Origin of the sequence: Marinobacter salexigens, from assembly GCF_002806945.1 — a bacterium.
GTDB classification, from domain to species: Bacteria; Pseudomonadota; Gammaproteobacteria; order Pseudomonadales; family Oleiphilaceae; genus Marinobacter; species Marinobacter salexigens.
Window position 1 is genome coordinate 633,308 of sequence record NZ_NIHC01000003.1, and the last position, 25,971, is coordinate 659,278.

Annotated in this window: 25 protein-coding genes; 8 read left to right on the forward strand and 17 right to left on the reverse strand. The window is 53.9% G+C overall.

Annotated elements, in window-relative coordinates:
* Positions 1–107: 107 nt before the first annotated feature.
* The 6 genes from CDH47_RS17690 to dksA form a co-directional block, all read right to left on the reverse strand.
* Positions 108–479, reverse strand: a complete 372-nt coding sequence (locus tag CDH47_RS17690) for a hypothetical protein (RefSeq protein WP_239985630.1) — start codon at positions 477–479, stop codon at positions 108–110.
* 216 nt (positions 480–695) lie between these two features.
* The gene (locus tag CDH47_RS07855) at positions 696–2,093 is read right to left on the reverse strand and encodes a sigma-54-dependent transcriptional regulator (protein WP_100639284.1); all 1,398 of its coding nucleotides are present in this window, start codon (positions 2,091–2,093) and stop codon (positions 696–698) included.
* Positions 2,094–2,100: 7 nt separating this feature from the next.
* Positions 2,101–5,064 carry an ATP-binding protein gene (locus CDH47_RS07860; protein ID WP_100639285.1) on the reverse strand — a complete coding sequence of 988 codons (2,964 nt, stop codon included), beginning with the start codon at positions 5,062–5,064 and terminating at the stop codon, positions 2,101–2,103.
* Positions 5,054–5,230, reverse strand: a complete 177-nt coding sequence (locus CDH47_RS17580; protein WP_193601597.1) for a hypothetical protein — start codon at positions 5,228–5,230, stop codon at positions 5,054–5,056. The genes CDH47_RS07860 and CDH47_RS17580 overlap by 11 nt, the downstream gene beginning before the upstream one ends.
* A 50-nt stretch (positions 5,231–5,280) precedes the next feature.
* Complete coding sequence (gene gluQRS / locus CDH47_RS07865) at positions 5,281–6,153, reverse strand: tRNA glutamyl-Q(34) synthetase GluQRS (protein ID WP_100639286.1); 873 nt, start codon at positions 6,151–6,153, stop codon at positions 5,281–5,283.
* Between the two features lie 63 nt (positions 6,154–6,216).
* Positions 6,217–6,657, reverse strand: coding sequence for an RNA polymerase-binding protein DksA (dksA, locus tag CDH47_RS07870; RefSeq protein ID WP_100639287.1), 441 nt, complete (start codon positions 6,655–6,657; stop codon positions 6,217–6,219).
* A gap of 181 nt (positions 6,658–6,838) precedes the next feature.
* Here dksA and sfsA point away from each other — a divergent pair, with 181 nt between their 5' ends.
* The gene (sfsA, locus tag CDH47_RS07875) at positions 6,839–7,570 is read left to right on the forward strand and encodes a DNA/RNA nuclease SfsA (protein ID WP_100639288.1); all 732 of its coding nucleotides are present in this window, start codon (positions 6,839–6,841) and stop codon (positions 7,568–7,570) included.
* Here sfsA and CDH47_RS17695 read toward each other — a convergent pair.
* Together CDH47_RS17695 and CDH47_RS07885 are read right to left on the reverse strand one after the other, a co-directional pair.
* Entirely contained in the window at positions 7,554–7,937 is a 384-nt protein-coding gene (locus CDH47_RS17695) for a Rieske (2Fe-2S) protein (protein WP_275667846.1), read from the reverse strand. The genes sfsA and CDH47_RS17695 overlap by 17 nt on opposite strands.
* Positions 7,930–9,507, reverse strand: coding sequence for a bifunctional aminoglycoside phosphotransferase/ATP-binding protein (locus tag CDH47_RS07885; RefSeq protein ID WP_100639290.1), 1,578 nt, complete (start codon positions 9,505–9,507; stop codon positions 7,930–7,932). Before CDH47_RS07885 ends, CDH47_RS17695 begins: the two co-directional genes overlap by 8 nt.
* Before the next feature lie 121 nt (positions 9,508–9,628).
* On the opposite strand from CDH47_RS07885, the gene mrcB reads away from it, so the two are divergent.
* Both mrcB and CDH47_RS07895 read left to right on the forward strand, forming a co-directional pair.
* Entirely contained in the window at positions 9,629–11,962 is a 2,334-nt protein-coding gene (mrcB, locus tag CDH47_RS07890; protein ID WP_100639291.1) for a penicillin-binding protein 1B, read from the forward strand.
* A complete protein-coding gene (locus CDH47_RS07895; protein WP_100639292.1) occupies positions 11,959–12,528 on the forward strand; it encodes a tetratricopeptide repeat protein in 570 nt (189 codons plus the stop codon). The genes mrcB and CDH47_RS07895 overlap by 4 nt, the downstream gene beginning before the upstream one ends.
* Positions 12,529–12,582: 54 nt before the next feature.
* Here CDH47_RS07895 and CDH47_RS07900 read toward each other — a convergent pair whose 3' ends face one another.
* The 6 genes from CDH47_RS07900 to CDH47_RS07925 all read right to left on the reverse strand — a co-directional run bounded on the left by CDH47_RS07900 (position 12,583) and on the right by CDH47_RS07925 (position 18,771).
* Positions 12,583–13,497 carry a lipase family alpha/beta hydrolase gene (locus tag CDH47_RS07900; RefSeq protein WP_100639293.1) on the reverse strand — a complete coding sequence of 305 codons (915 nt, stop codon included), beginning with the start codon at positions 13,495–13,497 and terminating at the stop codon, positions 12,583–12,585.
* Positions 13,498–13,817: 320 nt separating this feature from the next.
* A complete protein-coding gene (gene hemL, locus CDH47_RS07905) occupies positions 13,818–15,098 on the reverse strand; it encodes a glutamate-1-semialdehyde 2,1-aminomutase (protein ID WP_100639294.1) in 1,281 nt (426 codons plus the stop codon).
* 3 nt (positions 15,099–15,101) lie between these two features.
* Positions 15,102–15,782: a thiamine phosphate synthase gene (gene thiE, locus CDH47_RS07910; RefSeq protein WP_100639295.1), complete on the reverse strand. Its 681-nt coding sequence runs from the start codon at positions 15,780–15,782 to the stop codon at positions 15,102–15,104.
* On the reverse strand, positions 15,770–16,558 hold the full coding sequence (gene thiD, locus CDH47_RS07915) for a bifunctional hydroxymethylpyrimidine kinase/phosphomethylpyrimidine kinase (protein ID WP_420843671.1): 789 nt from the start codon (positions 16,556–16,558) through the stop codon (positions 15,770–15,772). Before thiD ends, thiE begins: the two co-directional genes overlap by 13 nt.
* Positions 16,559–16,570: 12 nt before the next feature.
* The gene (hemJ, locus tag CDH47_RS07920) at positions 16,571–16,993 is read right to left on the reverse strand and encodes a protoporphyrinogen oxidase HemJ (protein WP_100639297.1); all 423 of its coding nucleotides are present in this window, start codon (positions 16,991–16,993) and stop codon (positions 16,571–16,573) included.
* A gap of 2 nt (positions 16,994–16,995) precedes the next feature.
* On the reverse strand, positions 16,996–18,771 hold the full coding sequence (locus tag CDH47_RS07925; RefSeq protein ID WP_100639298.1) for a chloride channel protein: 1,776 nt from the start codon (positions 18,769–18,771) through the stop codon (positions 16,996–16,998).
* A gap of 170 nt (positions 18,772–18,941) precedes the next feature.
* On the opposite strand from CDH47_RS07925, the gene argC reads away from it, so the two are divergent.
* The 4 genes from argC (at position 18,942) to erpA (ending at position 21,631) form a co-directional block, all read left to right on the forward strand.
* Positions 18,942–19,979 (forward strand): N-acetyl-gamma-glutamyl-phosphate reductase, encoded by a 1,038-nt coding sequence (gene argC, locus CDH47_RS07930; protein WP_100639299.1) that lies wholly within the window; start codon positions 18,942–18,944, stop codon positions 19,977–19,979.
* A 9-nt stretch (positions 19,980–19,988) separates the two neighbouring features.
* The gene (locus tag CDH47_RS07935; RefSeq protein ID WP_100639300.1) at positions 19,989–20,729 is read left to right on the forward strand and encodes a DUF6776 family protein; all 741 of its coding nucleotides are present in this window, start codon (positions 19,989–19,991) and stop codon (positions 20,727–20,729) included.
* Positions 20,730–20,731: 2 nt separating this feature from the next.
* Positions 20,732–21,214 carry a bactofilin family protein gene (locus CDH47_RS07940; RefSeq protein WP_100639301.1) on the forward strand — a complete coding sequence of 161 codons (483 nt, stop codon included), beginning with the start codon at positions 20,732–20,734 and terminating at the stop codon, positions 21,212–21,214.
* An 84-nt stretch (positions 21,215–21,298) separates the two neighbouring features.
* Positions 21,299–21,631 (forward strand): iron-sulfur cluster insertion protein ErpA, encoded by a 333-nt coding sequence (gene erpA, locus CDH47_RS07945; RefSeq protein ID WP_205077552.1) that lies wholly within the window; start codon positions 21,299–21,301, stop codon positions 21,629–21,631.
* A 42-nt stretch (positions 21,632–21,673) separates the two neighbouring features.
* Here the strand turns inward: erpA and CDH47_RS07950 are convergent, their stop codons facing one another.
* Complete coding sequence (locus tag CDH47_RS07950; RefSeq protein ID WP_100639303.1) at positions 21,674–22,771, reverse strand: anhydro-N-acetylmuramic acid kinase; 1,098 nt, start codon at positions 22,769–22,771, stop codon at positions 21,674–21,676.
* Positions 22,772–22,776: 5 nt separating this feature from the next.
* Positions 22,777–24,180: a M23 family metallopeptidase gene (locus tag CDH47_RS07955; protein ID WP_100639357.1), complete on the reverse strand. Its 1,404-nt coding sequence runs from the start codon at positions 24,178–24,180 to the stop codon at positions 22,777–22,779.
* A 305-nt stretch (positions 24,181–24,485) separates the two neighbouring features.
* On the opposite strand from CDH47_RS07955, the gene tyrS reads away from it, so the two are divergent.
* Entirely contained in the window at positions 24,486–25,688 is a 1,203-nt protein-coding gene (gene tyrS / locus CDH47_RS07960) for a tyrosine--tRNA ligase (protein WP_100639304.1), read from the forward strand.
* Positions 25,689–25,699: 11 nt separating this feature from the next.
* Here tyrS and CDH47_RS17605 read toward each other — a convergent pair.
* Positions 25,700–25,971 (reverse strand): hypothetical protein (locus CDH47_RS17605; RefSeq protein ID WP_205077545.1); only part of this gene is annotated, 272 nt, incomplete at its 5' end.

The following is a 25,971-nucleotide window of genomic DNA, read 5'->3' on the forward strand; positions in this document are numbered from 1 at the left end:
ATCCGTGGTTGCGTTTAGCAAAACCGAGAGTTTAACGGTTTGCGCAGGATTTGCACACGTTTGCAGTGGAATCTTGCATACCCCGAATAATCAAAAGGCGGATTCGCTTACACGAATCCGCCTCCAAAACGTTGACGATCTGCTTTGTTTTTATTCTTTTCGGGATTTTTCTTCGTTTTTATACCCCACTGTATATCCCCAAAACTGGAGCTTCTCAGTAGTGCAAACGGAAAGCTTTGAACACAATGAGCAGTCAACGACATAGAGCAGGTTTTTGGTAGGTGCTGTGTCACCTCAAGGGTGATTCTTCTCTGCAACTCTACAACCCACACATGCCAAGGGACTACCAAAAAAGCAAAGTACCCAAAACACTCAGTTCGCTCACGCTCTATTTTTGTTTTTGTTACTGAGCGCATTCCCGCAGCTTTTTGTTTTTGTTGAGGCGCTGCTTTGTCACTGTTGTTTTTGTTGTGGTGCACTTAAATAGAGTGCAGTTGGCGTGCCAGTATTTGAAAGTCGTTTAATAACAATAGGTTATGATTTTGCGGAGTGTAAGTGTTACCCCGTATCCGATATAAGTGTTACCCGTAACCTGTGCTTTCTCTGAGAAGTGTTACCAAGAGGAACATGCGGTAACAACTGAGTGTTGATTCACGCTTTGTTTGGTGCGGGCGCGAGCCCGAGCAGTGGGGGAGTCAATTCCCGGAGGTTTTTTTACGGGGGATACCAAGTCGTTGCCGGCGCTCCCATAGAGATTTGCGGCTAATTCCCAACTTCTGGGCCAACTCGGTTTCGCTCATGCGATCCTGGTTCTCCAGGACAAAGTGCTGGAAGTAGTCTTCCAGTGAAAGGTCGCTGGCGCTGTCTGTCTCTCGGGATCGAAGTTGCTCGTTATTGCCTTCCACTAATGTTTCCGGAATGTATTCGTCGCCACCTTCGCCATCGAGATCCAGTAGGGATGGCGTGATGATATCGCCATCGCACAGGATGCTGGCGCGCTCAATGGCATTTTCCAGTTCTCTTACGTTTCCTGGCCAGCGATGTCGTTCAAGCGCACGCATGGCCTCGGGGCTGAGGTTCAGGTTGGGTTTGCCCACTCTGTCGCCTTGGGCCACAAGAAAGCGACGAGCGAGCCCCAGGATATCGCTTTGACGTTCTCGCAGGGGTGGGATTCTTATCTGCATTACGTTAAGACGGTAGTAAAGATCTTCCCGGAACTCGCCAGTACGGGTCATCGCTTTCAGGTTTCGGTGGGTGGCGGCAATCATGCGCACGTTCACCTTGCGGCTCTGGGTTGAGCCCACTTTGCGGATTTCGCCCTCCTGCAGAACGCGCAGCAAGCGAGCTTGTGCCTCCGCTGGAAGTTCGCCGATTTCATCCAGGAAAAGGCTGCCAGCGTCGGCTGCTTCAATCAGTCCGGTCCTGGCAGAAACCGCTCCGGTGAAGGCACCTTTTTCGTGGCCGAACAGTTCCGATTCGATGAGGCTTTCGGGGATGGCAGCGCAGTTTACCGAGATCAGTGGCTTGGCCGCGCGTGGGCTTGAAAGGTGAAGTGCGCGGGCAACCAGTTCTTTACCTGTACCCGATTCACCTTGCACCAGCACGGTGGTTTCCGTGGGCGCGACCTTACGGATAAGGGTGAACACTCTTTGCATGGGTTCGCATTTGCCATACATGATGCTGGCGGGGTCACCGTTTTCAGAAGGGTTCGAACCGCTTTCCCTGCGTTCCTGCGTGGGTGACTCGGTACGAGCAAGAATGCTTTCTACAGCGGCCAGCATTTCATCATGATCAAAAGGTTTGGCGATGTACTCCACCGCCCCCATTTTCATGGAATCCACTGCAGAGCGCAGGCTGGCGTAACTGGTCATGATCAGCACCGGCGTATTGGGTGCGCGGTTGATCAATTCTGTGCCAGCAGCACCGGGCAAGCGCAGATCCGATATGATCAGGTCAAATTGATCGGGGTCGTGGTTGAGTTCGGCCTCTTCTACAGAACCGGCATCCTCAACGTCATAGCCCGCGTGTAAAAGTAGTTTACGAACAGCGGAGCGAATAATATCTTCATCTTCCACGATCAAAATACGGGGCATAGCAGTCTCAGGACCTTTCGTTCGGGCGTGTGGCGGAGGACGCTGTCTCCGGCTCGTAAGCAGGCAGCTTTAATCGTACGCAGGTTCCTAGCCCGGCTTGGAGGTTGGCGGGGCTTTCAACCTGAATGTTTCCATAATGTTCTTCAATAATGCTGTAAACCAGCGACAGACCAAGACCAGTTCCTTTATTGGATGCCTTGGTGGTATAGAAAGGCTCGAAGACATGATCAAGCTGATCTGCGGGTATGCCCGAGCCCTGATCAATGATCTCGATAATAGCCGAGTAGCCGTCCTGCTTGCCAGCTACCTGGATTGAGCCCCCATCAGGTGAAGCGTCGCGGGCATTGGCCAGCAGGTTGACAAAAACCTGTACAAGCCGTTGTTCGTCACCCAGAACCTGTAGTGTAGCGGGACAATCATTAACATAGCGAATGCCCATGCCTTTATCGCTGAGGGATAGAAGGTTGCGAGCCTCGTCCACGCAGCGGCGGATGCTCACAGGCTCATAGCGGTTGTTACGGGAGTGATTGCCGGTGCGGGCAAAATTCATTAGCGATTGCAGAATGGTTGATATGCGGCGCGTTTGCTGTTGAATCTGGCTGGCGGTTTCGAGAATGTCCGGGTTGTCTGTCTCCAGCTTCAGGTTTTGTGCCAGGGAAGAGATGCCCGTTACCGGGTTGCCGATTTCGTGGGCAACGCCGGCGGCAAGCCTCCCCACGGAGGCCAAACGCTCACTGTGCATCAGTTCATCTTCCAGCAAGCGGGTTTCAGTTTGGTCCTCCACCAGGATCACACTGCCGCCATCCGGGTGATCCGGGCCACTCAGCAGAGCCTTGTGCAAGTTCAGCCAGTGCGGGCGGCCTTTCAAGTCCAGGCGGTGCTTATAGCGATGAAGATCTTCACCTTTGTTAAAATCATCAAGCAGATGATGCCAGTGATCAGGCAGAGCCATCAGTCGGGCACCGACAACATCGTCGGCCGTGATGCCGGTGAGCTCTTCCATGGTCTGGTTCCACATCAGTATCTCGCCGTCTTCACCAACGGAGCAGGCAGGTATTGGAAGGTTCTGAAGCGTTTGCCGGTAGTGCCGGCGCAGGGTGTCCAACTCCCCCGCGAGCCCTGTAAGCTGGCTCTGATAATCACCTAGTGCACGTTCAACATAGTGAATGTCTTGGGCCGAGCCTCCCCTGGCCATCGGTTTGAAGCCCAAGTGGCGCTTAACCATATCTCTGGCCACTGACGGGCCGAGCAAGCCAGACAGGTTAGCTTCAACTTGATCGCGCAATCGCCGTAGTTGGTAGGGCCGGTATTCAACGGTTGGTAGCTTAAGCTGCCCAAGAGCTCTCTCTATTTCACGCTTGGCGGCATCTGGCCCAAGTGGTTTAATCAGTTGGCGCACAAAGTCATCGGACGAGCTTGCCGTTAGTTCACGGCGCTGAGGGCGCGACAGCGCTCCCATTGAGCAGGCTTGGGCGGCACTTGTTTCTTCATTTGAGGTGGGGCTTAGCATTGACGTCAGCGTAAAGACGGTCAGATTTGCAGTGAGGCTTACAAACGTGAAGATGTGCCAGTTGCCGTAGTCTGGAACGACAGGAGCATTCAGCCAGTCAAGTAGATTGGCAGTATGGGAAAATGGCAGCACCAACGTAATCAGCCAGATGGCCAGGCCGGTAATCAGGCCGGCAATCAGGCCCCGCCTGTTCCCTTCGGGCCAGTAGATAACGCCCAGAGCCCCGGGCAGTAACTGCAGTGTTCCTGTGAGGGAAATGGCACCAAGAATCGACAGGTCCAGGTTCTTTCCGAGGGTTTCATGGAACAGTAAGGCCAGCAGAATAATAGCCGCAATCAGCAGGCGTTTAACCCACTGGAGCCACCTGTAAATATCCCCTTGGTCTTTTGGTGTTTTCAGAGGAAGGACAGCATGGTTGAGAACCATGCCTGCTAACGCAAGGGTGCTGACAATCATCAGGCCACTGGCGGCTGACAACCCCGCGATGTACATGAACAGAGTTAGTGCTGGGTTCTCAAGTGCCTGGGCAATACCGAGTGTGTAAAAGTTCGGGCCGGTGGGGACAGCCAGTTCCTGGCCCCCCCACAAGATCAGCGGCACAGGTATGCCTAGCATCAGCAAATAGAGCGGAAGTCCCCAGCTTGCTTTGGCCAGTGCTTTTTGTGATGGGTTTTCGCTGAATGTCATGTGGTACATGTGCGGTAACACCAGTGCCCCTGCGAAGGACATCAGCATCAGCGCTCGCCAGCTGCCGTCGTCGATGCTCAGGGACATGGCAGCTGCAGGTGTAGTGTTGCCGGCCAGCCAGATTTCAAGACCGTCCATACCGCCAAAAACACTAAAAAGAACAACGCCGCCAATTATCAGCAGGGCGATGAGTTTCACCAGTGAATCGAAAGCAATGGCCAGTACCAGCCCAGGGTGATTCTCCATTTCCTGGTTGCGTCTCGCCCCAAAGAGCATGGCAAAGAGCACGACTATCAAGCTGAACATAATGCTGATCAGGTGGGGGGAGGTATCCGGAGCAAGAATGCTGGCGGATGTAGAAACAGCCTGTATCTGCATGCTCAGCAGAGCCAGGATGGCGAAACCCGAGCACAGGGTAACCAGTGTGCCTGCCCACTGACTGCGATAACGATAGGCGAACAAGTCGGCCAGAGACGTAAGCTGGTAGGCGCGCCCAATCCGCATAATGGGGTTCAGCAAAACCGGCGCCAATAAAAAAGCACCGCTGATTCCCAGGTAGTAAGCAAGAAAGCCGTAGCCGGATTCCGCAGCTAGCCCGACGGCAGCATAAACTGCCCAGATGCCAGCATAAACGCCCAGGCTAAGGGTATATACAAGCGGGTGGCGTACCCAGTGGCGGGGGATGATGCCGCGCTCGGTTATCCAGGCAATGCCGAACAGGAGAATAAGGTAGAGAAGACTGGCAAGCAGTAGCCCTGGTGCACTAAAACTCATTGGGATCCCTTCGCCACTCCAGCCAAAAACCAACGGCAATAAGGCCGCCCCAGATCACGAAGGGGCTGTACCATGCGTTCTCGGGGGAGGTCCACCAGTCGAGAATGTTGGGTGAAAAAATATAGATGGCCAGAACCAGCAGAAAAACCAGGCGATATATATACATCCTGCATGCGATCCGTGCTGATGATTGTGAATGGCTTTATACCACGGCAGTCACCGGGATGTCAGGTGAATGGCCTCGGGCTTCCAGTGCGAGCACCCCCATTCCAGAAGATTTTCTGGCGACCCTGAAAGCAGGGTTTGTGGCGGCTGCTGGTTTAAAGCGTTGAGTGCGGAAAACAGGTTGTGCACCGGTTTGAGGTTATCCAGCCCGGGGGCATGGTTTTGTTTGGACAGTTTTTGCCCTTGTTCATTAACAATCACAGGAATGTGAAGCCAGCGCGGTGGCGTTGCATCCAGTGCGCGGTATATCTGTATCTGCTGTGCGGTCATATCCAGCTGGTCAGAACCCCTTACCACATCGGTAATGCCTTGTTCGATGTCATCTACTACCACCGCAAGTTGATAGGCGAAAAAGCCTTCCTTCCGGAGCAGTACAGGGTCGTCAATTTCTGCGCGGACAGTCTGTTGTTGTGGTCCCAGTAACTGATCCTGCCAGTGGCAGAGTTCATCCTGGAGCGCAAAGCGTATGGCAAATGGCTGGCCAGTGGCTGTGGCGCCGTCCCTGCAGCGCTGCGGGTGTCGACCATGGTGCGCCTGCAGTTGCTTGCGTGAACAGCTGCAACGGTAGGCCAGGCCTTTGTCCAATAGCTGTTCAATGGCTGCATGATAGGCAGGATGCCTGTGGGATTGAAAGAGCACAGGCTCGTCGGGGAACAGTCCGTGGGCATCGAGGCTGTTCAGAATTTCGCCCGTAGCTTCCGGGGGCTCCCGAAGTGGGTCAAGATCCTCAATTCGAATCAGCCATCGCCCGCTACGGGATTTGGCTTCCAGGTAACTTGCCAGAGCGGTAACCAGCGAACCAAAATGCAGAGGGCCAGTGGGTGAGGGCGCAAAACGGCCCCGGTATCGGCTTGGCTTGGTCATGGGTTCGACTCATTGGCCGGCTGTGCCTTATCAGGCTGCGCCGGCCAGGTCGGGGGTGTCGCCTCAGATACCAGTTTGGCGCTCGCGGATTTCAGCAAGGGTTTTGCAGTCAATGCACAGTGTTGCAGTAGGGCGCGCCTCAAGGCGACGGGCGCCAATTTCCACACCGCACTGATCACAAAAGCCGTAGTCGTCTTTGTCGATACGCTCAATGGTTTGATCAATCTTCTTGATCAGCTTGCGCTCGCGGTCGCGAGTACGCAATTCCAGACTGAATTCTTCTTCCTGGGTTGCACGGTCGCTGGGATCCGCGTAGTTTGCAGCGTCTTCCTGCATGTGGTGCATGGTGCGATCCACTTCTTCCATGAGTTCCTGCTTCCATTGCAGCAGCAGCTCTTTGAAGTGCTCCCGCATGCCAGTGCTCATGTAATCTTCACCCTTTTTCATCACGTAAGGGGTGAAGTCGGTGAAACGCTCGCGTGATTGGTCTGCTGTGGTTGCCATATGTTCCGGCCTCTTTTTATATACCTCACAAGAACGCTGTGCTTCCCTGCGCGCCAGCCCCCGTCGCGGCGCGGTTATCACTTGGATGAAGCAGTCGTCCTGAAACGGGATTTTGCGGAAAATAGCAGATTAGTCACAGAGGTGCCAGCCCTGTGATGCCTGCATCAGTATTGGAGAGCTTATGAAATTCCCCGAACCTTTGATAGAGGGGCGCTTGATTCGACGTTATAAGCGCTTCCTGGCCGACGTACGATTGCCTGGTGGCGAGGAGGTAACGGCCCACTGCCCGAATACCGGCTCCATGCTGGGCTGCCAGCCATCTAATGGCAGGGTGTGGCTTAGTCGTAGCAATAACCCCGCACGCAAGCTGCCGTTCACTTGGGAGCTGGTTGAAACTGCCCCTGGAATGCTTGCGTGTGTGAACACAGCAAGGCCCAATGCCCAAGCGAGGGAGGCTATTGCAGCGGGGCGTGTTACTGAACTTTCTGGTTACAGCGATATTCGGTCGGAGGTACGGTATGGCGAGGAGAAGAGTCGGATCGATCTATTGCTGGCGGGCCATGAATCAAAGCCAGATGCCTGGGTGGAAGTAAAAAACGTAACTCTTGAGGAAAGCGGCCAGGGTTACTTTCCTGATGCGGTAACAACCCGAGGCCAGAAACATCTGCGCGAACTCATGGCTCAGGTTGCCTTGGGTGATCGTGCAGTGCTGTTTTTTGTGGTGAATCATACCGGCATTAACAGCGTGCGGCCCGCGGATCATATTGATCCGCGCTACGGTCAGCTCTTGCGACAGGCGAAGGATGCGGGCGTGGAGATCTTGGCCTACCAGGCAGACCTGAGCGGAGCCGATGGCAACCCATCAGGCAGGATGGCCCTGATGGAGTCAGTTCCGGTTATTCTGGAAGCCTGACTTCCAGAACCCCACCAGATTCCTGCAGGTCCAGGGCGGTGAGGGCATCGCCTTGGCAAGGCCCTGCAATGCATTCTCCATCCTTGGGCTTGAACAGGGCGCCATGAGTTGAGCATTGCAGGAACAGATTGTCGGAATCCATAAATCGGCCTGGTTTCCAGTTCAGTTCAACGCCCATATGAGGGCATCGGTTCAGATAGGCTCTGGGCGTGGCACCGTCGAGAAACACGAAGCCTGTCAGCGGCAAAGTGTCGGGGTGCTTTGCAAGTTCTGCCTCGGTGCGGGGCATTGTGAATTCTATAAATCGCCCCGCCTGCAATTCCGCCCTGGTGCACACCGGCAGCCAGGAGCTGCCAGTTTTAACCAAGGGGCAGGCCAAAATGTTGGCGTATGCGCTCTGCCACAGCTTCTGCAACGTGTTCCTGATCGCTGCGCAGTTGGACCGTGTAGGTTTTTTCTTCGGCTGTGAGGGGCTCATACCAATCTTTCTGTGCATCCAATAGCTCCACTGTCGCCTCGGAAGCATCGCCCTCGCGGTTGCGTATCCATTCTTTGCGTAGGTCTTCAGGCGCTTCGCAGTGAACCAGGGCAAAGGGCACACCCTGGCTTTCGGCCACTGCTGCAAACAAGGCACGTTCCTTTTCCTTCAGGCAGGCGGCATCGATGATAACGGGCATGCCAGCAGCGAGCAGGTTGGTGGCAAGAGTCGCCAAGCGCACGTAGGTTTTTTCATTGACCTCGGCAGAATAAAGGTTTGCTCCGGTGGGCGATTGGCTGTCTTCTAGCGGCGTAAGCCCATACATGCGCTTGCGCTCTATGTCTGACCTTAGGCGGATGAGGTCCAGTTCGGCGGACATAGCTGCACTCACACAGGTTTTTCCACTGGCAGAGAGACCTACGGTGGCCAGCAGGAAACGATTTGGAATGTTGCTGTAGCTCTCAGCAAGCTGGGCGTAGTCGCGGTAATGCTGCATCAGCTTGTCTTTTTCCTGCTCATCCAGGGAAGGATTTCCCAGCGTAAAGAGTGCAATTTTGGCCCTGACCATTGCGCGGTAGGCCTTGTACAGCGGCAGCAGGGGCAAGGCTTCAAAGTCGCCCCGGTATTCCAGGTAGGTGTTCAGAACAAGGTTCGCCAAGGCTGACTCGCGCCGGGATTCAAGATCCATCAGTAAAAACGCAAGATCATTGATGACATCAATCCAGCGAAAGGGCTCGTTGAATTCGATGCAGTCGAATACGGTGACTTTGCCCTTGTAAACAGTGATGTTAGCCAAATGCAGGTCGCCGTGGCACTCACGCACATAGCCGTCTTGCCGGCGTTGTATAATCAGATCACGGTGGCGCTCGAAGGTGGTCTGGGTCCAGGCTTCGAGGTTGTCGAGCTGGCTGATCAAGGCTGCATCGCTGATTAGTGGTCTGATCTGGTCAAAGTTTTCCTGCATGGCCGCGTAGACGGCTTCCGGCGTGCCCAAGGGTTTGTCGTCGGGAATCGGCTCCAGGCTGTTGTGGAAATTAGCCACCTGTTGCGCCAGGCTGGAAAGCAGTTCTGGTTTCAGTTCGCCTGACTCCTGCTGCTGATCAAGCAACTGGTTTTGCCGGAATTGACGCATTTTAAGCATGTATTCAAATGGCTCGCCGTCACCCCCAATAACGGGTTTCTCAGGGCTGCCGGTAATCGGAACCACTTCGAGGTAAAGCGGCTCAGCAAGGCGACGGTTCAGGCGCAGCTCTTCTTCACAAAAGTGCTTGCGGCGTTCCAGAGTGGAGAAGTCAAGAAACCCGAAATCCACAGGTTTTTTGATTTTATAGGCATACTGACCCGTCAGAATTACTTGGGATATGTGAGTTTCGATAATCTGAAATCCATCTACCGGGTGGTGATATAATGCGGGGTTCTGCAGTGCCAGCAACAGATTGCCTGGGGATGTTTCACTCACGGTGTGCTCCTCGCTTCCCTGAACTTATTGAAGTTTTATCGTCCCATCATAACGGGCAGGTTACAGAAATAACACATAGTTGGCCTGCCTTATCTTGTACAGGCTTCGTTATAATCCTTACATGAAAAAAAACAGCGCCTCTGCAAAAAAGCCCAATAGAAAAGCCCAGAAGAAAAACCTTCGAAACTCACGCCGGCCCTGGTTCTGGAAATTGGTGATGCGAGTGTCGGCCGTAGGCCTTGTGCTACTCGCTTGCTGGATGGTCTACCTCGATGCTGTTGTTACGTCCAGATTTGAAGGGCGGCGCTTTGAAGTGCCTTCCCGGGTGTATGCACGGCCCCTGGAACTCTACGATGGAGCGAGTGTGGGCTCGGGTGCTCTGGAGCGGGAATTGGCGCTTTCGGGCTATCGTAAGGGTGACGGCGCAAAGCCAGGCAGTTATCGCCGCAGTGGCGGCCACTTTGTTATCAGCACCCGCGGCTTTCGTTACCCTGATGGCGATGAGCCCAGAAGAAAACTGTCGCTGAATATCTATGGGGACCGGATTCAGGATTTTTCTGTGTCTGCGGGCGACAAAGCCGCCATAGTGCGGCTTGAGCCCGCCCGAATTGGTGGAATATACCCGGCACACAAGGAAGATCGCATTCTGGTGCGCCTTGAAGAAGTGCCTGAGCTGTTGCCTGAGGCCTTGATGGCAGTGGAAGATCGAAAGTTTTATAGCCACTTCGGGATAGCGCCAGCCAGCATAGCCCGCGCCATGCTGGCAAATATACGTGCCGGGCAGATCGTTCAGGGCGGCAGCACCCTCACACAGCAACTGGTAAAAAACTTCTTCCTGACCCGGGACCAGACCCTGCTCCGCAAGGGAAACGAAGCCTTGATGTCCATCTTGCTCGAGCTGCACTACGAGAAGGACGACATTCTGGAAACTTACCTGAATGAAGTGTATCTGGGACAGGCGGGTACTCGCAGCATCAATGGGTTTGGATTGGCCAGCCAGTTCTTCTTTGGCGAGTCATTGAAAGATCTGGATGTGCACCAGATAGCCTTGCTGGTGGGCATGGTCAAAGGGCCAAGCTATTACAACCCCCGCCGGCACCCGGAGCGGGCAACAAAACGCCGGAACCTGGTTATTAGCGAAATGGAAGATGCGGGCCTTGTGGAGCCCTCAAAGGCTGCCAGAGCCCGAGGTTTACCGCTGGGTGTTAGCGCTAAACCTTCGTACTCGGAAAACCGCTATCCCGCCTACATAGACCTTGTTCGGCGCCATTTGTCCCGGGATTACAAAGAGGAAGATCTGCGCAGTGAAGGCCTGCGGATATTCACAACCCTGAATCCTGCGATTCAGTATGCTGCCGAGTTTGCCGTTACGGATACTTTGCCAAGGCTGGCTCGCGGAGAAGCTGCAAAAGCCTTGGAAGCTACACTCGTAGTGACCGCCAAGGATACGGGTGAAGTGTTGGCTTTGGTTGGTGGAAAAGACCCGCAGTTTGCCGGGTTCAACCGGGCGCTGGATGCCAATCGCCCCATAGGATCGCTGATCAAGCCTTTTACCTATCTGACCGCACTGGAACAGCCTGATCGCTATACCTTGATGACACCCGTATTGGATAAGTCATTCACGCTCGAGTTTGATGACGGGCGGCGCTGGCAGCCAAAGAACTACGATGGCGAAGAGCGCGGTGAAGTGCCTCTGCATCGTGCCCTTTCCAAATCTTACAATCTGCCCGCAGTGCGCGTAGGCTTGGACGTTGGTGTGCCGGCAGTTCGCAAAACCCTGCGTGCCTTCGGTGTGGTTTCGCCAATTTCGGAATACCCTTCAATGTTGCTGGGTTCTGTTGCCATGAGCCCCGTTACCGTCGCCCAAATATATCAAGGTCTGGCCACATCCGGGTTTAACACGCCGCTGCGCACCATCAGAGAAGTGACGGATTCCAGTGGCGGAGCCCTCTCGCGCTATAGTCTGGAGGTGGATCAAGTGGCAGACCCGGCCGCGGTGCATCTGCTGCAGTACGCCATGCAGGAAACCATGCAGGAAGGCACAGGGCGCTCAGCGTATTACACGGTTCCTGAAGAGTTGACCCTGGCCGGTAAAACCGGAACTACGGATGGTGGTCGCGATGCCTGGTTTGCCGGGTTCAGTGGTGACTTGCTGGCGGTTGCCTGGGTAGGGCGGGACGATAATGGACCAACTGCGTTAACCGGGGCGTCGGGTGCCTTGCCGGTTTGGTCGCGTTTCATGGCGCAAGTGCCACAACACGGTTTTTCTCCGGTAATGCCTGATGGGGTGAGTTACCACTGGGTAAACCCCGAAAAACAGGCATTAACCGATGAGCATTGCGATAATGCCCGCCTTCTGCCGTTTATATCGGGCAGTGAACCAACGCAAAGGGTGTCTTGTGGTGGCACCTTTGAGCGTAAAATTCGAAGCTGGTTTGAAGGATTGTTCCAATGAGTAGGCAAGGTGTTTTACACGCAGGTATGTTGGTAGCTCTATTGAGTCTGGCCGGCTGCGCGGCTGGCCCGGGCGGCCCTGTTTATGTGCCTGTTGGGGGTGCTGAACCTGCACCGGAGCCTCCGCAAACAGCGGAGAAAGAAGAGGTGCAAGTTTGGCGTAAAAGCGAACAAACGGTAGACAGGGAGCCAGCACCACAGCCCCAGCGCAGTAACAAGCCGAGCTATCGAGAAGCAGGGGATGAACTTTCACCGGCAGCACTTGGCTTGGTACGAGAAGCGGATGGCCTTTTAAAAAGTGGTGATACCCAGGGGGCGATTGTTCGTTTGGAGCGAGCCCAGCGCATCGCGCCTCGGTCCGCAGAGGTCTACTTTAAACTCTCGGAAGCCTACGTGGCGGCTAACAAGCTCGGTCCTGCTGAGCAGTTTACGCTGAAGGGGTTGTCGTTGGCCGGTAGTGATGCTCGTATGCAGCGGGCAGGCTGGCTATTGCTGGCGGATATCAGAAGGGCGCGGGGCAATGTGGCTGGGGCGAACCAGGCTGAGCAGCGCGCATCAGCCTTGTAACCAAAAGAGCTGCTGACCCTGCCGAAACCTACACCCGGCAGGGTCTTTCCTCACTTACAAGCCAGCGTTCTTCAACCGGTTTGCATGTTGCTTGATCACAGCTTTCGGGTCTGTCTCAAACAAGCTGTGCAAGCCCAGCGCTTGGTTAACTTCATCAAGATGGTTCATGAAGTAGTTGTCGCGGATAACCTTGCCGAAGCGGCTGCTGCAGCGCTCTACAAGGCCGTCATGCTGAGATGAACCCATTGCCAGGCTGGTAACGCCGAGCAGGGCATCAGAAGGGTCCAGAACGTTGGTGAGTACGCCAGTGCCACCCCAGGAATAGAAGCGAACGCCGTTTGCGGAGTAAGCACCTTCACCGCATGCGGTTGTCGGAATGCCTGCTGGTGCAAAGTTATTGAACTGTGCACTGCCTTGGGTTGTGAGAGATTGCAGGCTTGCTTCCATATTCTGGTCATACCCGCCGCCAGAAATCAGATCGATCAGGCCACCAAGTGCGTTGCCCAGAGTGCCTGCCAAGCCACTGGCCGGTGAGTTCACGATAACATCGGCAACGTTGGAACCCTTGTGAGGCGAGCCTATGGAAGTGACTGAAGCAACCAGATCAGGCCGTACCCGGGCAACGTAACGGGCAGTGGGCCCACCGTGGCTATGGCCTACCAGGTTTACTTTGCCGTGCACGGCAGCAATGGATTCTACTTGCGAAAGCAGCACCTCACCTCGGGCAATGGTGCTTTCCAGCGCAGGAACCTGAGAGGTGTATACATCTGCTCCGTTCCTGCGAAGATCTTCCGCAATGCCGTACCAGTAGTCTACGCCGATAATGGAATCGAAGCCGAACATGCCGTGTACCAGCACTATTGGATATTGAGTGTCGGCATAATTTGCAGGCTTCCACCACCAGGCGGCGGAGGGGGCTGACCAGGCTATGGTCACAACCAGAGCGAGTGTTTTGATCCAGAGTTTCATGGCTTTTCCTACAGTTTGAGGTTGTGTTTTTTATTCAAACTGCGGCGCAACCTAACGGGCTGTTCCAGATACTTCATGCCTGTGCCAAAACGAATGGCGCAGAACCTCTGTGCACTGACTTCCATGTTTTTTTTGTTAGATGTTCGCCGTCAGCGTATCTCTACGGACACTTGGCCATAATTTGATCAGCTGGGTTTTATAGTCAACGGCTAAAAGGGCAAATCTTACGAGGATAGGAAGGAAGTGTGACGGGGGTCTCAGGCTGCCCCGGCAGGACGTGGCTTAGAAGTCCTGCCGGGTGCCGTTTATCGCTTGGTCAATTAAAGCGTTGCGAATACCTTTGTAGCTGCAGCAATCGTATCGGCAATATCTTCGTCCGACAGTGCATCGCTGGTGAAACCAGCCTCGAAGGCAGACGGCGCGAGGTATATGCCTTCTTGCAACATGCCCTGGAAGAACTTCTTGAAGCGCTCAGCGTCGCAAGCCATTACCTGCTCAAAGCTGGTAACGCTGGATTCTTCTGTAAAGAAGAAACCGAACATAGCGCCTGCGCCCTGAACAGCCAGAGGGATGCCAGCAGCATCTGCCGCAGCTTTCAATCCATCCCGCAGCGCAACCGTTTTCTTGGTCAGGCGATCGTGAAAACCCGGCTCGGAGATCGCATTCAGAGTTGCCAAGCCGGCGCTCATGGCCAGAGGGTTTCCGCTCAGCGTGCCAGCCTGGTACACCGGGCCAAGTGGTGCAATATGCTCCATGATTTCACGCTTGCCACCAAAGGCGCCCACAGGTAGACCACCACCGATTACCTTGCCTAGCGCTGTCAGATCCGGAGTAACGCCATATAGACCCTGAGCCCCGCCAAGAGATACACGGAAACCAGACATTACTTCGTCAAAAATCAGAACGGTCCCATGCTCATCGCAGACTTCGCGCAGGCATTCAAGAAAGCCCGGAACTGGAGGAATGCAGTTCATGTTGCCCGCAACAGGCTCGACAATAATGGCCGCGATCTCGTCGCCCATTTCTTTAAAGGTATTACGAACACCTTCGATATCGTTGAAGTCGAGAGTCAGGGTGAGCTCTGCAAGGCTGGCAGGTATGCCCGGTGAGTTGGGTACGCCCAGCGTTAGAGCGCCAGAGCCAGCCTTAACGAGCAAAGAATCCACATGCCCGTGATAGCAGCCTTCGAACTTGACGATTTTTTCGCGCCCAGTGTAACCGCGAGCCAAGCGAATCGCGCTCATGGTGGCCTCGGTGCCTGAGTTAACCATGCGCACAAGATCAATGGAGGGTACGAGTTCGCATACCTTTCGCGCCATGTCGGTTTCAATGGACGTGGGTGCGCCGTAACCAACGCCAAGGTCGACTTGAGCATGCAGAGCCTCTTTAATGCGGGGATCTGAATGACCAAGAATCATCGGCCCCCAAGAGCCAATGTAATCGATATAGCGCTTGCCATCTTCGTCGTATAGATAGGCGCCTTCGGCATGTTTGAAAAAAACAGGGGTGCCGCCCACACCGCGGAATGCGCGAACCGGGGAGTTAACACCCCCCGGGATATACTTCTGAGCCTGTTCGAACAGGGATTCGGAATGTGACATGTGCTAAGACTCCTGTTTATGGGGAGTTGAAAAGAATGGATGGTGGCTGGCAAACAGCCTCTGAAAATCTTTTGCCTTCTGTTTTGTGGTTTCGGGATTACCCCCGAAAAGCCCGCCAACGACGGCCAGTAAATCGGCGCCAGCCCGGATAAGACGCTCACCATTATCTGTGGTGATGCCGCCAATGGCTGTGACCGGCAGGCTGAAACGTTTGGCTTCGGCCAATATGTTGGTTGCGGCGGGCGGGGCATCCGGTTTGGTTGAAGATGTGAAAAACCGGCCAAATGCCAGGTAATCAGCGCCTGCCGCGGTGGCAGCCTCGGCCATCTTGATGTTGGCATGGCAGGTGATGCCGATAATTGCATTATCACCAAGCAGCTGGCGGGCCTCGGTAGCTGAGCTATCGCCTTGGCCAAGGTGGACGCCGGCTGCACCTATGCGTTTTGCCAGTTCTATATCATCGTTAATCAGCAGGGGGATGTCTGTAGTGGCGCATACGGATTGCAGATTTCTTGCTTGGGCCAGGCGCTCCGCCATGGGTGCAGACTTTTCCCGGTACTGCACGATTACTGCACCACCGAGAATAGCTGCCTCCACTGAAGCAACCAATGTTGCCGATGGTGTAAGCTGGCTGTCGGTAATGGCATAAAGCCCAATCGGAACCGGATTGTCTACTGTTCCCACAGAATGCCTCGATCCGGAACCGGCTGGCCTTTACCTACCTCAAGAGCATGCAAAATCGCTCGGTGTACGTAGTTCTGAGCTTGGGAAATGGCGGCTCGGGGGGAGAGCCCCAGCGCTCGCCCTGCAGAAATTGCCGCTGCAAGTGTGCAGCCGGTACCGTGATGCTCGCCGCCAATACGATCAAGTTCCCACGAGATGGGTGTGGGGGAGTGGTTATAGAGTGTATTGGTGATGCGAATACCGGTGCCATGGCCGCCAGTTGCCAGCACCGACGTGCAACCCTTTTCGAGCAGCTTGCGTGCGGCCTCGGCCGGGCTGGAATTTTCGCCCAGCAACTCCAGTTCAATGCCATTCGGGGTGATCATTTCGGCCAGTGGGAACAGCCGTTCCTTCATGGTGACAAGCAATTCGTCATCCGCCAGGTCACCACCACCCGCCGCCTTGATTACCGGGTCGGTTATCACCGGGATATCCGGGTGCTTTTCAAGAAATTCCACCAAGACGTCCACCACCTCAGAATTACCCAATGCACCGGTTTTCACCGCATGTATGGGGGCATCCTCGGAGATGCATCTGAGTTGTTCGCGGATCAGTTCGGGGTTGACGGCTTCGGCACCGTATACATTCCGGGTATCCTGAACAGTCAGGCAAGTCAGCACTGGCAGCGGGTGGCACCCCAGTGATGTGATGGCCTGAATGTCCGCCTGGATGCCGGCGCCGCCGGAAGGATCCAGGCCGGAAAGAACAAGTACTTGGGGGCGAGTGTAGTATTTGATTGCTAAAACTCCCTAGAACGGCTTAACAACAGCGAGAATAACAACTGCGAGCAAGATAAGCACCGGCAACTCGTTGAACCAGCGGTAGAACACATGGCCGCGAGTGTTGTGGTCGTCGCGGAACACTTTGACGAGATGCCCGCAATAAAAGTGATAGATGATCAACAATGCCACGAGCAACAGCTTCACATGCAGCCAGCCTTGGCTGAAGTAGCCCGACATGTTGTAAGTGAGCAGCCAGGTCCCAAATATCACTGTGGCAACCATTGAAGGAGTGGTAATGCCCCGGTACAGCTTGCGCTCCATGATTTTGAAACGCTCTCGCCCTGGCTCGTCTTCGCAGGCGGCATGGTAGACAAATAACCTGGGCAAATAAAACAGGCCGGCAAACCAGCACACCAGAGAAATTATGTGAAAAGCTTTAACCCACAACATTACTAGCTCCGTCGATATTGATAATAACTTTCGATATCAGATTTAAGAACAACGCCGTAGACCCGTTGAATCATGGGGGCCACAAGGCGCTGCACGTACAGTGCTTCTGCACTGGTGTTCTCGAACTCGTGCATTGCCTCTTCAAGGGTGGCCTGATATTGCACAGGTGCGATGTCACGCCTGTGTGCGGGGATATCTATCAGATCAATGGATTCCACGGGTTCGCCCGTATCGCCCGAGAGCGCTTCTGCAGCATCTTCCAGATAGCGGGCGAGGTCAACCGCGGGCAGCAAGGCTGTGGGACCGTTTTTGCCATCAACTATCAACCACTTAGGTTCTGCCTGGAGCGCCTTGCGGGCTTCTTCCACCGTAAGGTGCCTGTTAATGCGCAGTATGCCCTTATCCATAATTGCTGCCACGGATACCCGGCGCAAGGCCTGGATAACCGGTGAATTCTGATAGCTCAGGCCTTGGCTTTTAAGTACGGTCAGGAACAGGGATTTTTTTCCGAATGCCTCGCTCGTAATGAGCGTGGCTGTGGTAATTACCAGCATCCCCGGGAGAATAATGTTGGGGTTTCGGGTTAGCTCCATCAATGCCATGAGCGCAGCTAGTGGAGCCTGTAAAACCGCGCCCATCATTGCGCCCATTCCGAGCATGGCATAAAAGCCAACGGAAGAGGCATGGCCAGGAAATATGTCGGCACCGATGAGCCCCAGGGCACCACCAAGTGTGGCGCCCATAACAAGTGTTGGGCCAATAATGCTGCTAGGCATGCCCAAACCTACTGTCAGAGCGGTAATGATCAGTTTTGCAGCGCCTACACCCAGCAGCAGCCAGAAGCCGAGTTCGCCGTTCATGGTTTCGTTTACGGTGTCGTACCCAATCCCCATGGTTTCAGGAACCACTACAGCAGCCACGGCCATCAACATGCCCGCAATCATAACTCGTAGCAAAACAGGTCGGTGGCTGAAACGCCCCATCGCGTCGACAAGATGAATGAACAGTGCCGCCGAAAGACCGATAATAACAGCAATCACCAGAACCCATGGGATCTCTAGAAATGTGTTCATGGTCAGCGCGGGCACGTTAAACGCCGGCTCCGCTCCATACACAAGCTGGGTAACCACCGCAGCACTGACCGCCGCAAGAATAATGGGGGTAAATCCGGCTATGGTGTACTCCATCATCACCACTTCCATGGCGAAAATAACGCCTGAAATCGGCGTGTTAAATGAAGCGGAAATGGCAGCAGCGCAGCCGCAGGCCACCAAGGTGCGTATGCTGTTGTTGGGTAACCGCATCCATTGGCCCATCAGGCTCGAGAAGGCTGCGCCCAAATGAACGGCAGGGCCCTCGCGGCCAGCGGACTGCCCGGTGACGACAGTGCCCACGCCCACGACGAACTGGATAATGGCACTTCGCACAGTGATGTACCCTTGGTGGTAATTCAGGCGTTCCATCACATGGACGACACCAACCTTCCGATCGTGAGTGGCAAGGTGGTGTAGAAACAGGCCAATACCGAGCGCGCCCGCCAGAGGTAGTATGCCGCGGGTAATAAGGTCCAGGCTCTCAAAGGCTTCCGAGCCTTCACCGGGAAGGAAGTGCTCCAGCGGCCATTCAATAGCCAGCCGGAATACGAGGATCACGCCACCTGTAACCAGCCCGGATAACAGGCCGAGAAAAGCCAGTTGCGGCAAAGAATCCACTCCCGACAAGCTGCGAGTGAAAACAGAGGATATTGCTTCGTTAATCCGATGCCAGACTTTAGTCATGAGTGCCGGTGTTCCGGTACAAGAGGGTGGCCTTCCACAGGGTTTCTGACATCATTGTAACTGCCGCCCTGCAAGCTGCAATGAGTCGTTGGTTTATCATGATAGACTAAGGCGTTAAGCTACAGAGAAAGACCCTTCTAAATTCTTACCCAACGTCGCTGGAGAGCAAGTTGATTAAAGTAGGCATTGTGGGCGGCACCGGCTATACCGGCGTTGAGCTCCTCAGAATTCTCGCTGTTCATCCGGAAGTCACGGTCAGCTGCATAACCTCAAGATCTGAGGCCGGAGTTCCGGTGTCCGATATGTACCCGAATCTTCGTGGGCACTTTGATCTGGCTTATTCTGAACCAGACCCCAAGGTTCTGGCTGCCTGTGATCTGGTGTTTTTTGCAACGCCGCACGCCGTTGCCATGGGGTTAATTCCGGAGTTGATGGCTGCGGGGGTGAGGGTGGTGGATCTCTCCGCAGACTACCGACTGAAGGATCTGGAGGTTTGGTCTCAGTGGTACGGTATGCCCCATAAGTCACCAGAGTGGGTTGAGAAAGCCGTTTATGGGCTTCCGGAAGTTGCCCGGGACGAAATTGCCAAGGCGCAACTGGTTGCCAACCCGGGATGCTATCCAACAGCTATCCAGCTAGGTTTTTTACCTCTTCTGGAGCATGATCTGGTTGACCCAACCCGACTGATTGCCGATGCGAAATCCGGTACCAGTGGCGGTGGCCGTCAGGGCAAAATTGGTATGTTGCACGGTGAGGTGGGCGAGAGTTTCAAGGCCTATGGTGCGTCAGGTCATCGTCACTTGCCGGAGATTCGTCAAGGGCTTTCTGATGCTTCAGGTACAGAAGCCGGGGTTACCTTTGTGCCTCATCTTGTACCGATGATACGTGGCATAGAAGCAACGCTTTATGCAGAGCTGAAAAATCTTGCCGATTTCGATCGCCTGCAAGAGTTGTTTGAGGAGCGCTATCGTAGCGAGCCATTTGTAGACGTGATGCCATTTGGAAGTCATCCGGAGACCCGGAGTGTGCGTGGTGCCAACTTATGCCGCATGGCTCTGCACCGACAGGAGCAAAGCAATATCGTGATTGTTACCTCGGTGATCGATAACCTCGTTAAAGGGGCAGCTGGTCAGGCAGTTCAGAACATGAACATCATGTTTGGTATAAAAGAAACGCTGGGCCTTGAAGCTCCTGCGCTACTGCCGTAAGGAGTGCCAGTGAGCGAACGACGCAAGCCGAATGAAGAATATGTTGTTATCAGACATCGACCGGGATACCGGTTGAGGCGGCTGCTGATTCTGATTGTATTCACGGTCGGGGCTGCAGTAGCAGGCTACACGGCCGGTTTGGCCCAAGGCGGCTTTCGCTCTACCAGTGTGGCGGCATCCAATGAGCAACTGGAAAGCAAAATCGCAGCCTTGGAAGCCAGTTATCGCGAAGCACAGCAGCGTCTGGTTAATCTCGAGCGTGGCAAGCTGATTGATGAGCAGGCGCTCAATCAAGCCAGGAACATAATTGTTGAGCTCGAAACCCGGGCAGCTTCCCTGCAGTCGGATCTTACATTCTACAAGAACATCATGGCGCCCTCTGAGACCAGCAAAGGGTTGCAGGTTGATCGGCTTGCACTGGCAAATGATCGCGAAGCAGGCGTTTACAATTTCAAACTTGTACTTACGCAAGTTGGTAACAACAAGAGCTATATTGGCGGTGTTGTTGCCGTCAACGTAATTGGTATGCGCGATGAGGAAAAGGAAGTCATTGCGCTGCGAGACCTTTCTGAGGAAATAGACGATCTTGGTGTGAAATTCCGGTTCCGCTATTTTCAGGATGTGGAAGGAAGGCTGACATTGCCAGATGGTTTCGAACCACTTGAAGTACAAGTGGTTGCGCAGGCCCAAGGGCGCAAGTCCTCTCAGGCAGAGCGCACATTCGACTGGAATGAATTAACGGAGAATTAGAAATGCTTGGCAAGAAAAAAGCGAAACCCCGCCGGCCTGCAGGCAACTTTGACACACTGATTTCCTCCCGCACGACCATAGAAGGGGACGTGCACTTTTCTGGGGGCTTGCATGTTGATGGACGCATACGCGGTAAAGTGCTTGCTGAGGATGGCAGCGATGCCGTCCTGCGAGTTTCTGAGGTAGGAGAGGTGACCGGGGATATAGCGGCGCCCCACGTAATTATCAATGGAACAGTTCATGGCGATGTCTACGCCTCAACGCATCTGGAACTTGCAGAAAAGGCGGCCATTAACGGTAGTGTTTACTACAATCTTATCCAGATGGCGATGGGATCGTCAGTAAACGGTAACCTTGTGCATCAGCGTGAGCCGTCGGCATTGCTGGCCCAGGATAATAAAGCCCCGCGCTCTGAAGCGAACGGGGAGCTTCCTGACGAAAGTGAAGAGGAGTTGTCGGCGGCAGATAGTGGTAAACCTGAATAGTTGATTGTTTTACTCAGGAATACCATAATCCATGTAGTTGTATCAGGTAATCCGGAGGCAAATTTGAGTGTAGTCCAGCAGCAAATGGCAGCCCCGCTGTTTTTCAGCGATAGTGCGGTCAACAAAGTACGAGAATTGGTTGATGAGGAGAACAATTCCGACCTCCGGCTGCGCGTTTTTGTCACCGGCGGTGGATGTTCCGGCTTCCAGTACGGATTCTCGTTCGATGAAACCCAAGATGAGGAAGATACCGTAATTGAGCGGAACGGAGCGGTCTTGCTGGTAGACCCCATGAGTTATCAATATCTTGTAGGTGCAACCATAGATTACCAGGAAGGCTTGCAAGGATCTCAGTTTGTGGTGCAGAACCCCAATGCTAGCTCCACCTGTGGTTGCGGAAGCTCCTTTACGATTTAACCTGCCGAAAAAGTCGGTGACCAGCAGGAATGTTCACCGACTTTATGCGGGGTAGATTGCCCCCAGTATCCTTGGTCCTTTTGCGCCTGTTACTTCCGCCAGGTTCCCTGGTTTGCGGTTCATTGTTTGTCTGGCTAGCCATGCGAAAGCTGTGGGCTCAACCCATTGCGGATCCAGGCCTAGCTCAGCGGTGCTGAGTACACGGATTGGGCTTAGCGCTTGAGAAAGTTCCCTCATGAATGGTTGGTTCCGAGCCCCTCCTCCACACACGTAAACTACCATGGCAGGTGACTGGGGCATTTGCCGGGTGGCCGTTATCACCGACAACTGCATTAGCGTGCGCTGAACATCTTCCGGACGAACCGTTTCGTGCCGCTTCAACAGAGTCTTGATCCACTCAAGGTTGAACTTTTCCTTGCCAGTGCTCTTGGGGGGCGGGCGTTCGAAATAAGCGTCTGAAAGCATGTCACTGAGCAATGACTGGTCAATAATGCCTTCATTGGCCCACTGGCCGTCTTCATCGTAAGAGCGGCCGGTTTGGTCCTGGCACCACGCGTCCATCAAAGCATTGGCAGGCCCGGTATCAAAGCCGGTCACCAGAGTATTTGGGTCAGATGGAATCCAGGTTATGTTTGCTATGCCGCCGAGATTCAGGATGCATCTGTCTTCCGTTTCTGAGCCAAAAAAGTGCTGATGGAAGGCGGGTACTAGCGGAGCCCCCTGGCCACCTGCCGCCATATCCCGGCTGCGGAAATCACCGATAGTTGTAACTCCGGTCCTTTCTGCAATGATTGAAGGATTACCTATCTGCAGTGAAAATCGGCCAGGGCCGGAAGGCTGATGGCGCAGGGTTTGTCCGTGGCTCCCGATGGCACGAATTGACGATCTGTCAGCTGAGGATTTGCGAATCAGGTTTTCTGCTACATCTGCGAAAAGAGTGCCCACTAACGTGTCTAGTTCACCCACTTCGTCCGGAGAAGCCTGGTTCTGGCTTGCCAGCGCCAAGCGCTTACGAAGATCTTCCGGGTAGGGGGAGGAATGTGTTTCGTAAGTGTGGATAGCCTTGCCCTGAAAGGACACCAGCACGGCATCTATGCCATCCATGCTGGTGCCAGACATCAGTCCTATCCAGGTGTCCATGTGGCTCAGTTTTCCGAAGCCAAAGCGAGATGCTGGTAGTTCATCCGGAAAGCTTCAAATTGCGCAACCTGCTGCTGTGTATGCTTTCTGAATCGAGCCATTTCGGCTGCCGGAATTGGTTGTGCATCCGGGAGTTTTACAGTCCGGGAATTGCGGGGGGAGCCATTAACCCGGAACTCATAGTGCAGGTGCGGGCCGGTTACCATGCCTGACGAACCAACGTAGCCAATGGTTTGCCCCTGCTTGACCCGGGCGCCGTTTTTTACACCCTTGGCAATCCGGCTCATGTGTGCGTATAGCGTGGTGATGTTGTCACCGTGCTTCAGGACAATTGTGCGGCCATAGCCACCTTTCCAGCCAGAAAACTGAACCCTGCCATTGCCGGCCGCTTTGATCGGAGACCCCGGAGGGGCGGCATAGTCTGTGCCTTCATGAGGGCGTACTACATCTAGTACCGGGTGACGGCGTTGGAGGTTAAAGGAAGAAGAGATGCGTGCGTCGATAGGCGTGCGCAGGAAAGCTTTGCGCATGCTTTTGCCAGCGGGCGTGTAGTAATCGCTATCGCCATTGCTGTCCGTATAAAGGAGCGCAACGTTTTCTTCGCCACGGTTTATGAAGCGGGCAGACAGAATGCGGCCTGTGCTGAATTTTTCACCGTCGAGATACAACTCTTCATAGACAACTTCGAACTGGTCGCCTTTACGGACGTCGTAAACAAAGTCGATGTCCCAGCCGAAAATTCCTGAGAGCTCCATGGTCAGGCGGTCGTTAAGTCCCGCTTCGCGCGCTGCAAGGTAGAGAGAACCATCAATGGTGCCGGAAGCATAAGCTGGCTTGGGTTCAGGCTTACGCATTTCGGTTTGGCCTGAATAGGAGTCTTCCTGCTTTTCGATTTTTAGTGTTTCGAGGCGGCTGCGCTGGAGTTCCACTGCTGCAAGCCCGCCATCCTTGTCAATTGCGAAGCGGATGGTTTCACCGGCGTAAAGGCGTTGCAGCTTGTCAGCTTCACCTTCGCCATGAATAACGGAAAGCATGGTGCCGTCGTTGAATCCCGCGTTCTTGAAGAGGGAAGACAGGGTGTCGCCCGATTTAATATCGAATGTTTGCCAGGTAAGGTGGGGCGAGGGCTCTGGGATTTCAGGCACTGAAGTCTCTGATACCTCTGGAGTCTCTGATGCCTCTGGGGTAATAACTGCGAGTTGATCCTGCCCTTCTACAGCAGGTGCAGTCAGGGGTTTCTGCTGCTTATGAGAGGCGACAACTGAGGCCTTGCCTTGCTCTAGGTCCAAAGTATAGGACATCCGGTTAGCCTCAACTTCTGCGCTGGGGCTCATCAGAATCGCCGCAGACACTACAGCGGTTGCAGCGGCAGCAATGGTAATATGAGTTTTTGGAAACATTTTTAGCACGTGTCGCATCTGTTTCAATCCGTATTCCGACAGCTTGTGCTGCCAAGTTAAAGCTGTTGTTCAAGTAGAGAGCAACAGATTACCGTATAAAAAGCACGCGGAACAGCGCTGAACATTACGGTTAATGCGCTGTCAGCCGGATTTTTTGCGGTGCCATTGTTATAATGCGACCGCTAAAAATGCCCGGTTCTGTTTAAAAATTGAGCACTCACACTTTAGCAGGGCTCCAGGTAACTCACAGAGTTCTTTTGTTGAAGTCTGTAACTGATAATTTATATGCAAAAACGATTGGGGATAAATGATTCATGGCATCTATCGATGAAGCGCTTGCGATACTAAAGCGGGGTGTAGACGAGCTGATACCGGAAGACGATCTGGTTGCGAAGTTAAAAGAAGGGCGCCCTTTGCGTATCAAGGCAGGATTTGATCCTACTGCCCCGGATTTGCATCTTGGGCACACTGTGCTCATTAATAAGCTGCGCCAATTTCAGGATCTTGGGCACGAGGTGATCTTTCTTATCGGTGATTTTACCGGAAAGATCGGCGATCCGTCCGGCAAGAGTGCTACTCGTCCCCCGCTAACGGATGAAGAGGTCGCCCAAAACGCGATTACCTATAAAGAGCAGGTGTTCAAGATTCTGGACCCGAAGAAAACCCGGGTGGTCTTCAACTCCGAATGGATGAGCAAGATGGCCGCAGCAGATATGATCCAGCTGGCGGGCCAGTATACCGTTGCCCGCATGTTGGAGCGTGATGATTTCACCAAGCGCTACCGTGCCGAGCAGCCTATTGCCATACACGAGTTTCTTTATCCCTTGATACAAGGCTACGACTCTGTTGCGCTGGAAGCGGATGTTGAGTGTGGTGGTACAGATCAGAAGTTTAACCTTCTGATGGGGCGTATCTTGCAGAAGCACTATGGGCAGGCACCCCAAGCTGTCTTGACCATGCCGATATTGGAGGGGCTGGATGGCGTTCAGAAGATGTCCAAGTCGCTGGGCAACTATATAGGTGTTAATGACGCGCCCGGCGAAATGTACACCAAGCTTCTTTCTGTGCCTGATGAATTACTCTGGCGCTACTTTGAGCTGTTGAGCTTCCGACCGCTTGCAGAAGTGGCCGAGTTCCAGAAGGCGGTAGAGGAGGGGGCTAACCCACAAGACTATAAGAAGCTGCTGGCAGAAGAGATTATTACTCGCTTCCATAATGAAGAGGCGGCAAGGACGGCGCATAAGTCTGCTGGTAATCGGGTTGCGCTGGGTGAAATTCCAGAGAACGTACCTTTGGTAGAGGTTTCTCTAGAGGGGCAATCTGAAATAGTCATGGCGTCTTTGCTGCGAATGGCGGGTCTTGTTAAGAATGGGGCTGCTGCCCGAGATGTTCTGGGGCGTGGTGCTGTTTTTGTTGATGGTCAGAAATTTGAGGGCGATCGCGCCTTCGTTGAAGGTGATACTTGTGTGATTCAGGCGGGAAAGAAGAAGATTGCCCGTATATTGATCACTGTTTGATCGATTTTCGGCTATTTTGAGTTTATTTCAAAATGGCCGTTGACAGATTCCTGTGCGTCTGTAGAATGCGCATCTCCTTCGAGGGACACACCGCTGAGACGGGTGATCTGAGAAGGACAACTGTTTGAAAGTATTAAAGAAAACGAGTTTGAAAATTCTTTAATTAAACGGTTGACAAGGCGGCGAGACGATGTAGAATACGCCACCTTGATTGAGCAACGGCTCAAACGCTCTTTAACAAATTGACCAAGTAATTCGTGTGGGCGCTGACTGGAGTATTTCG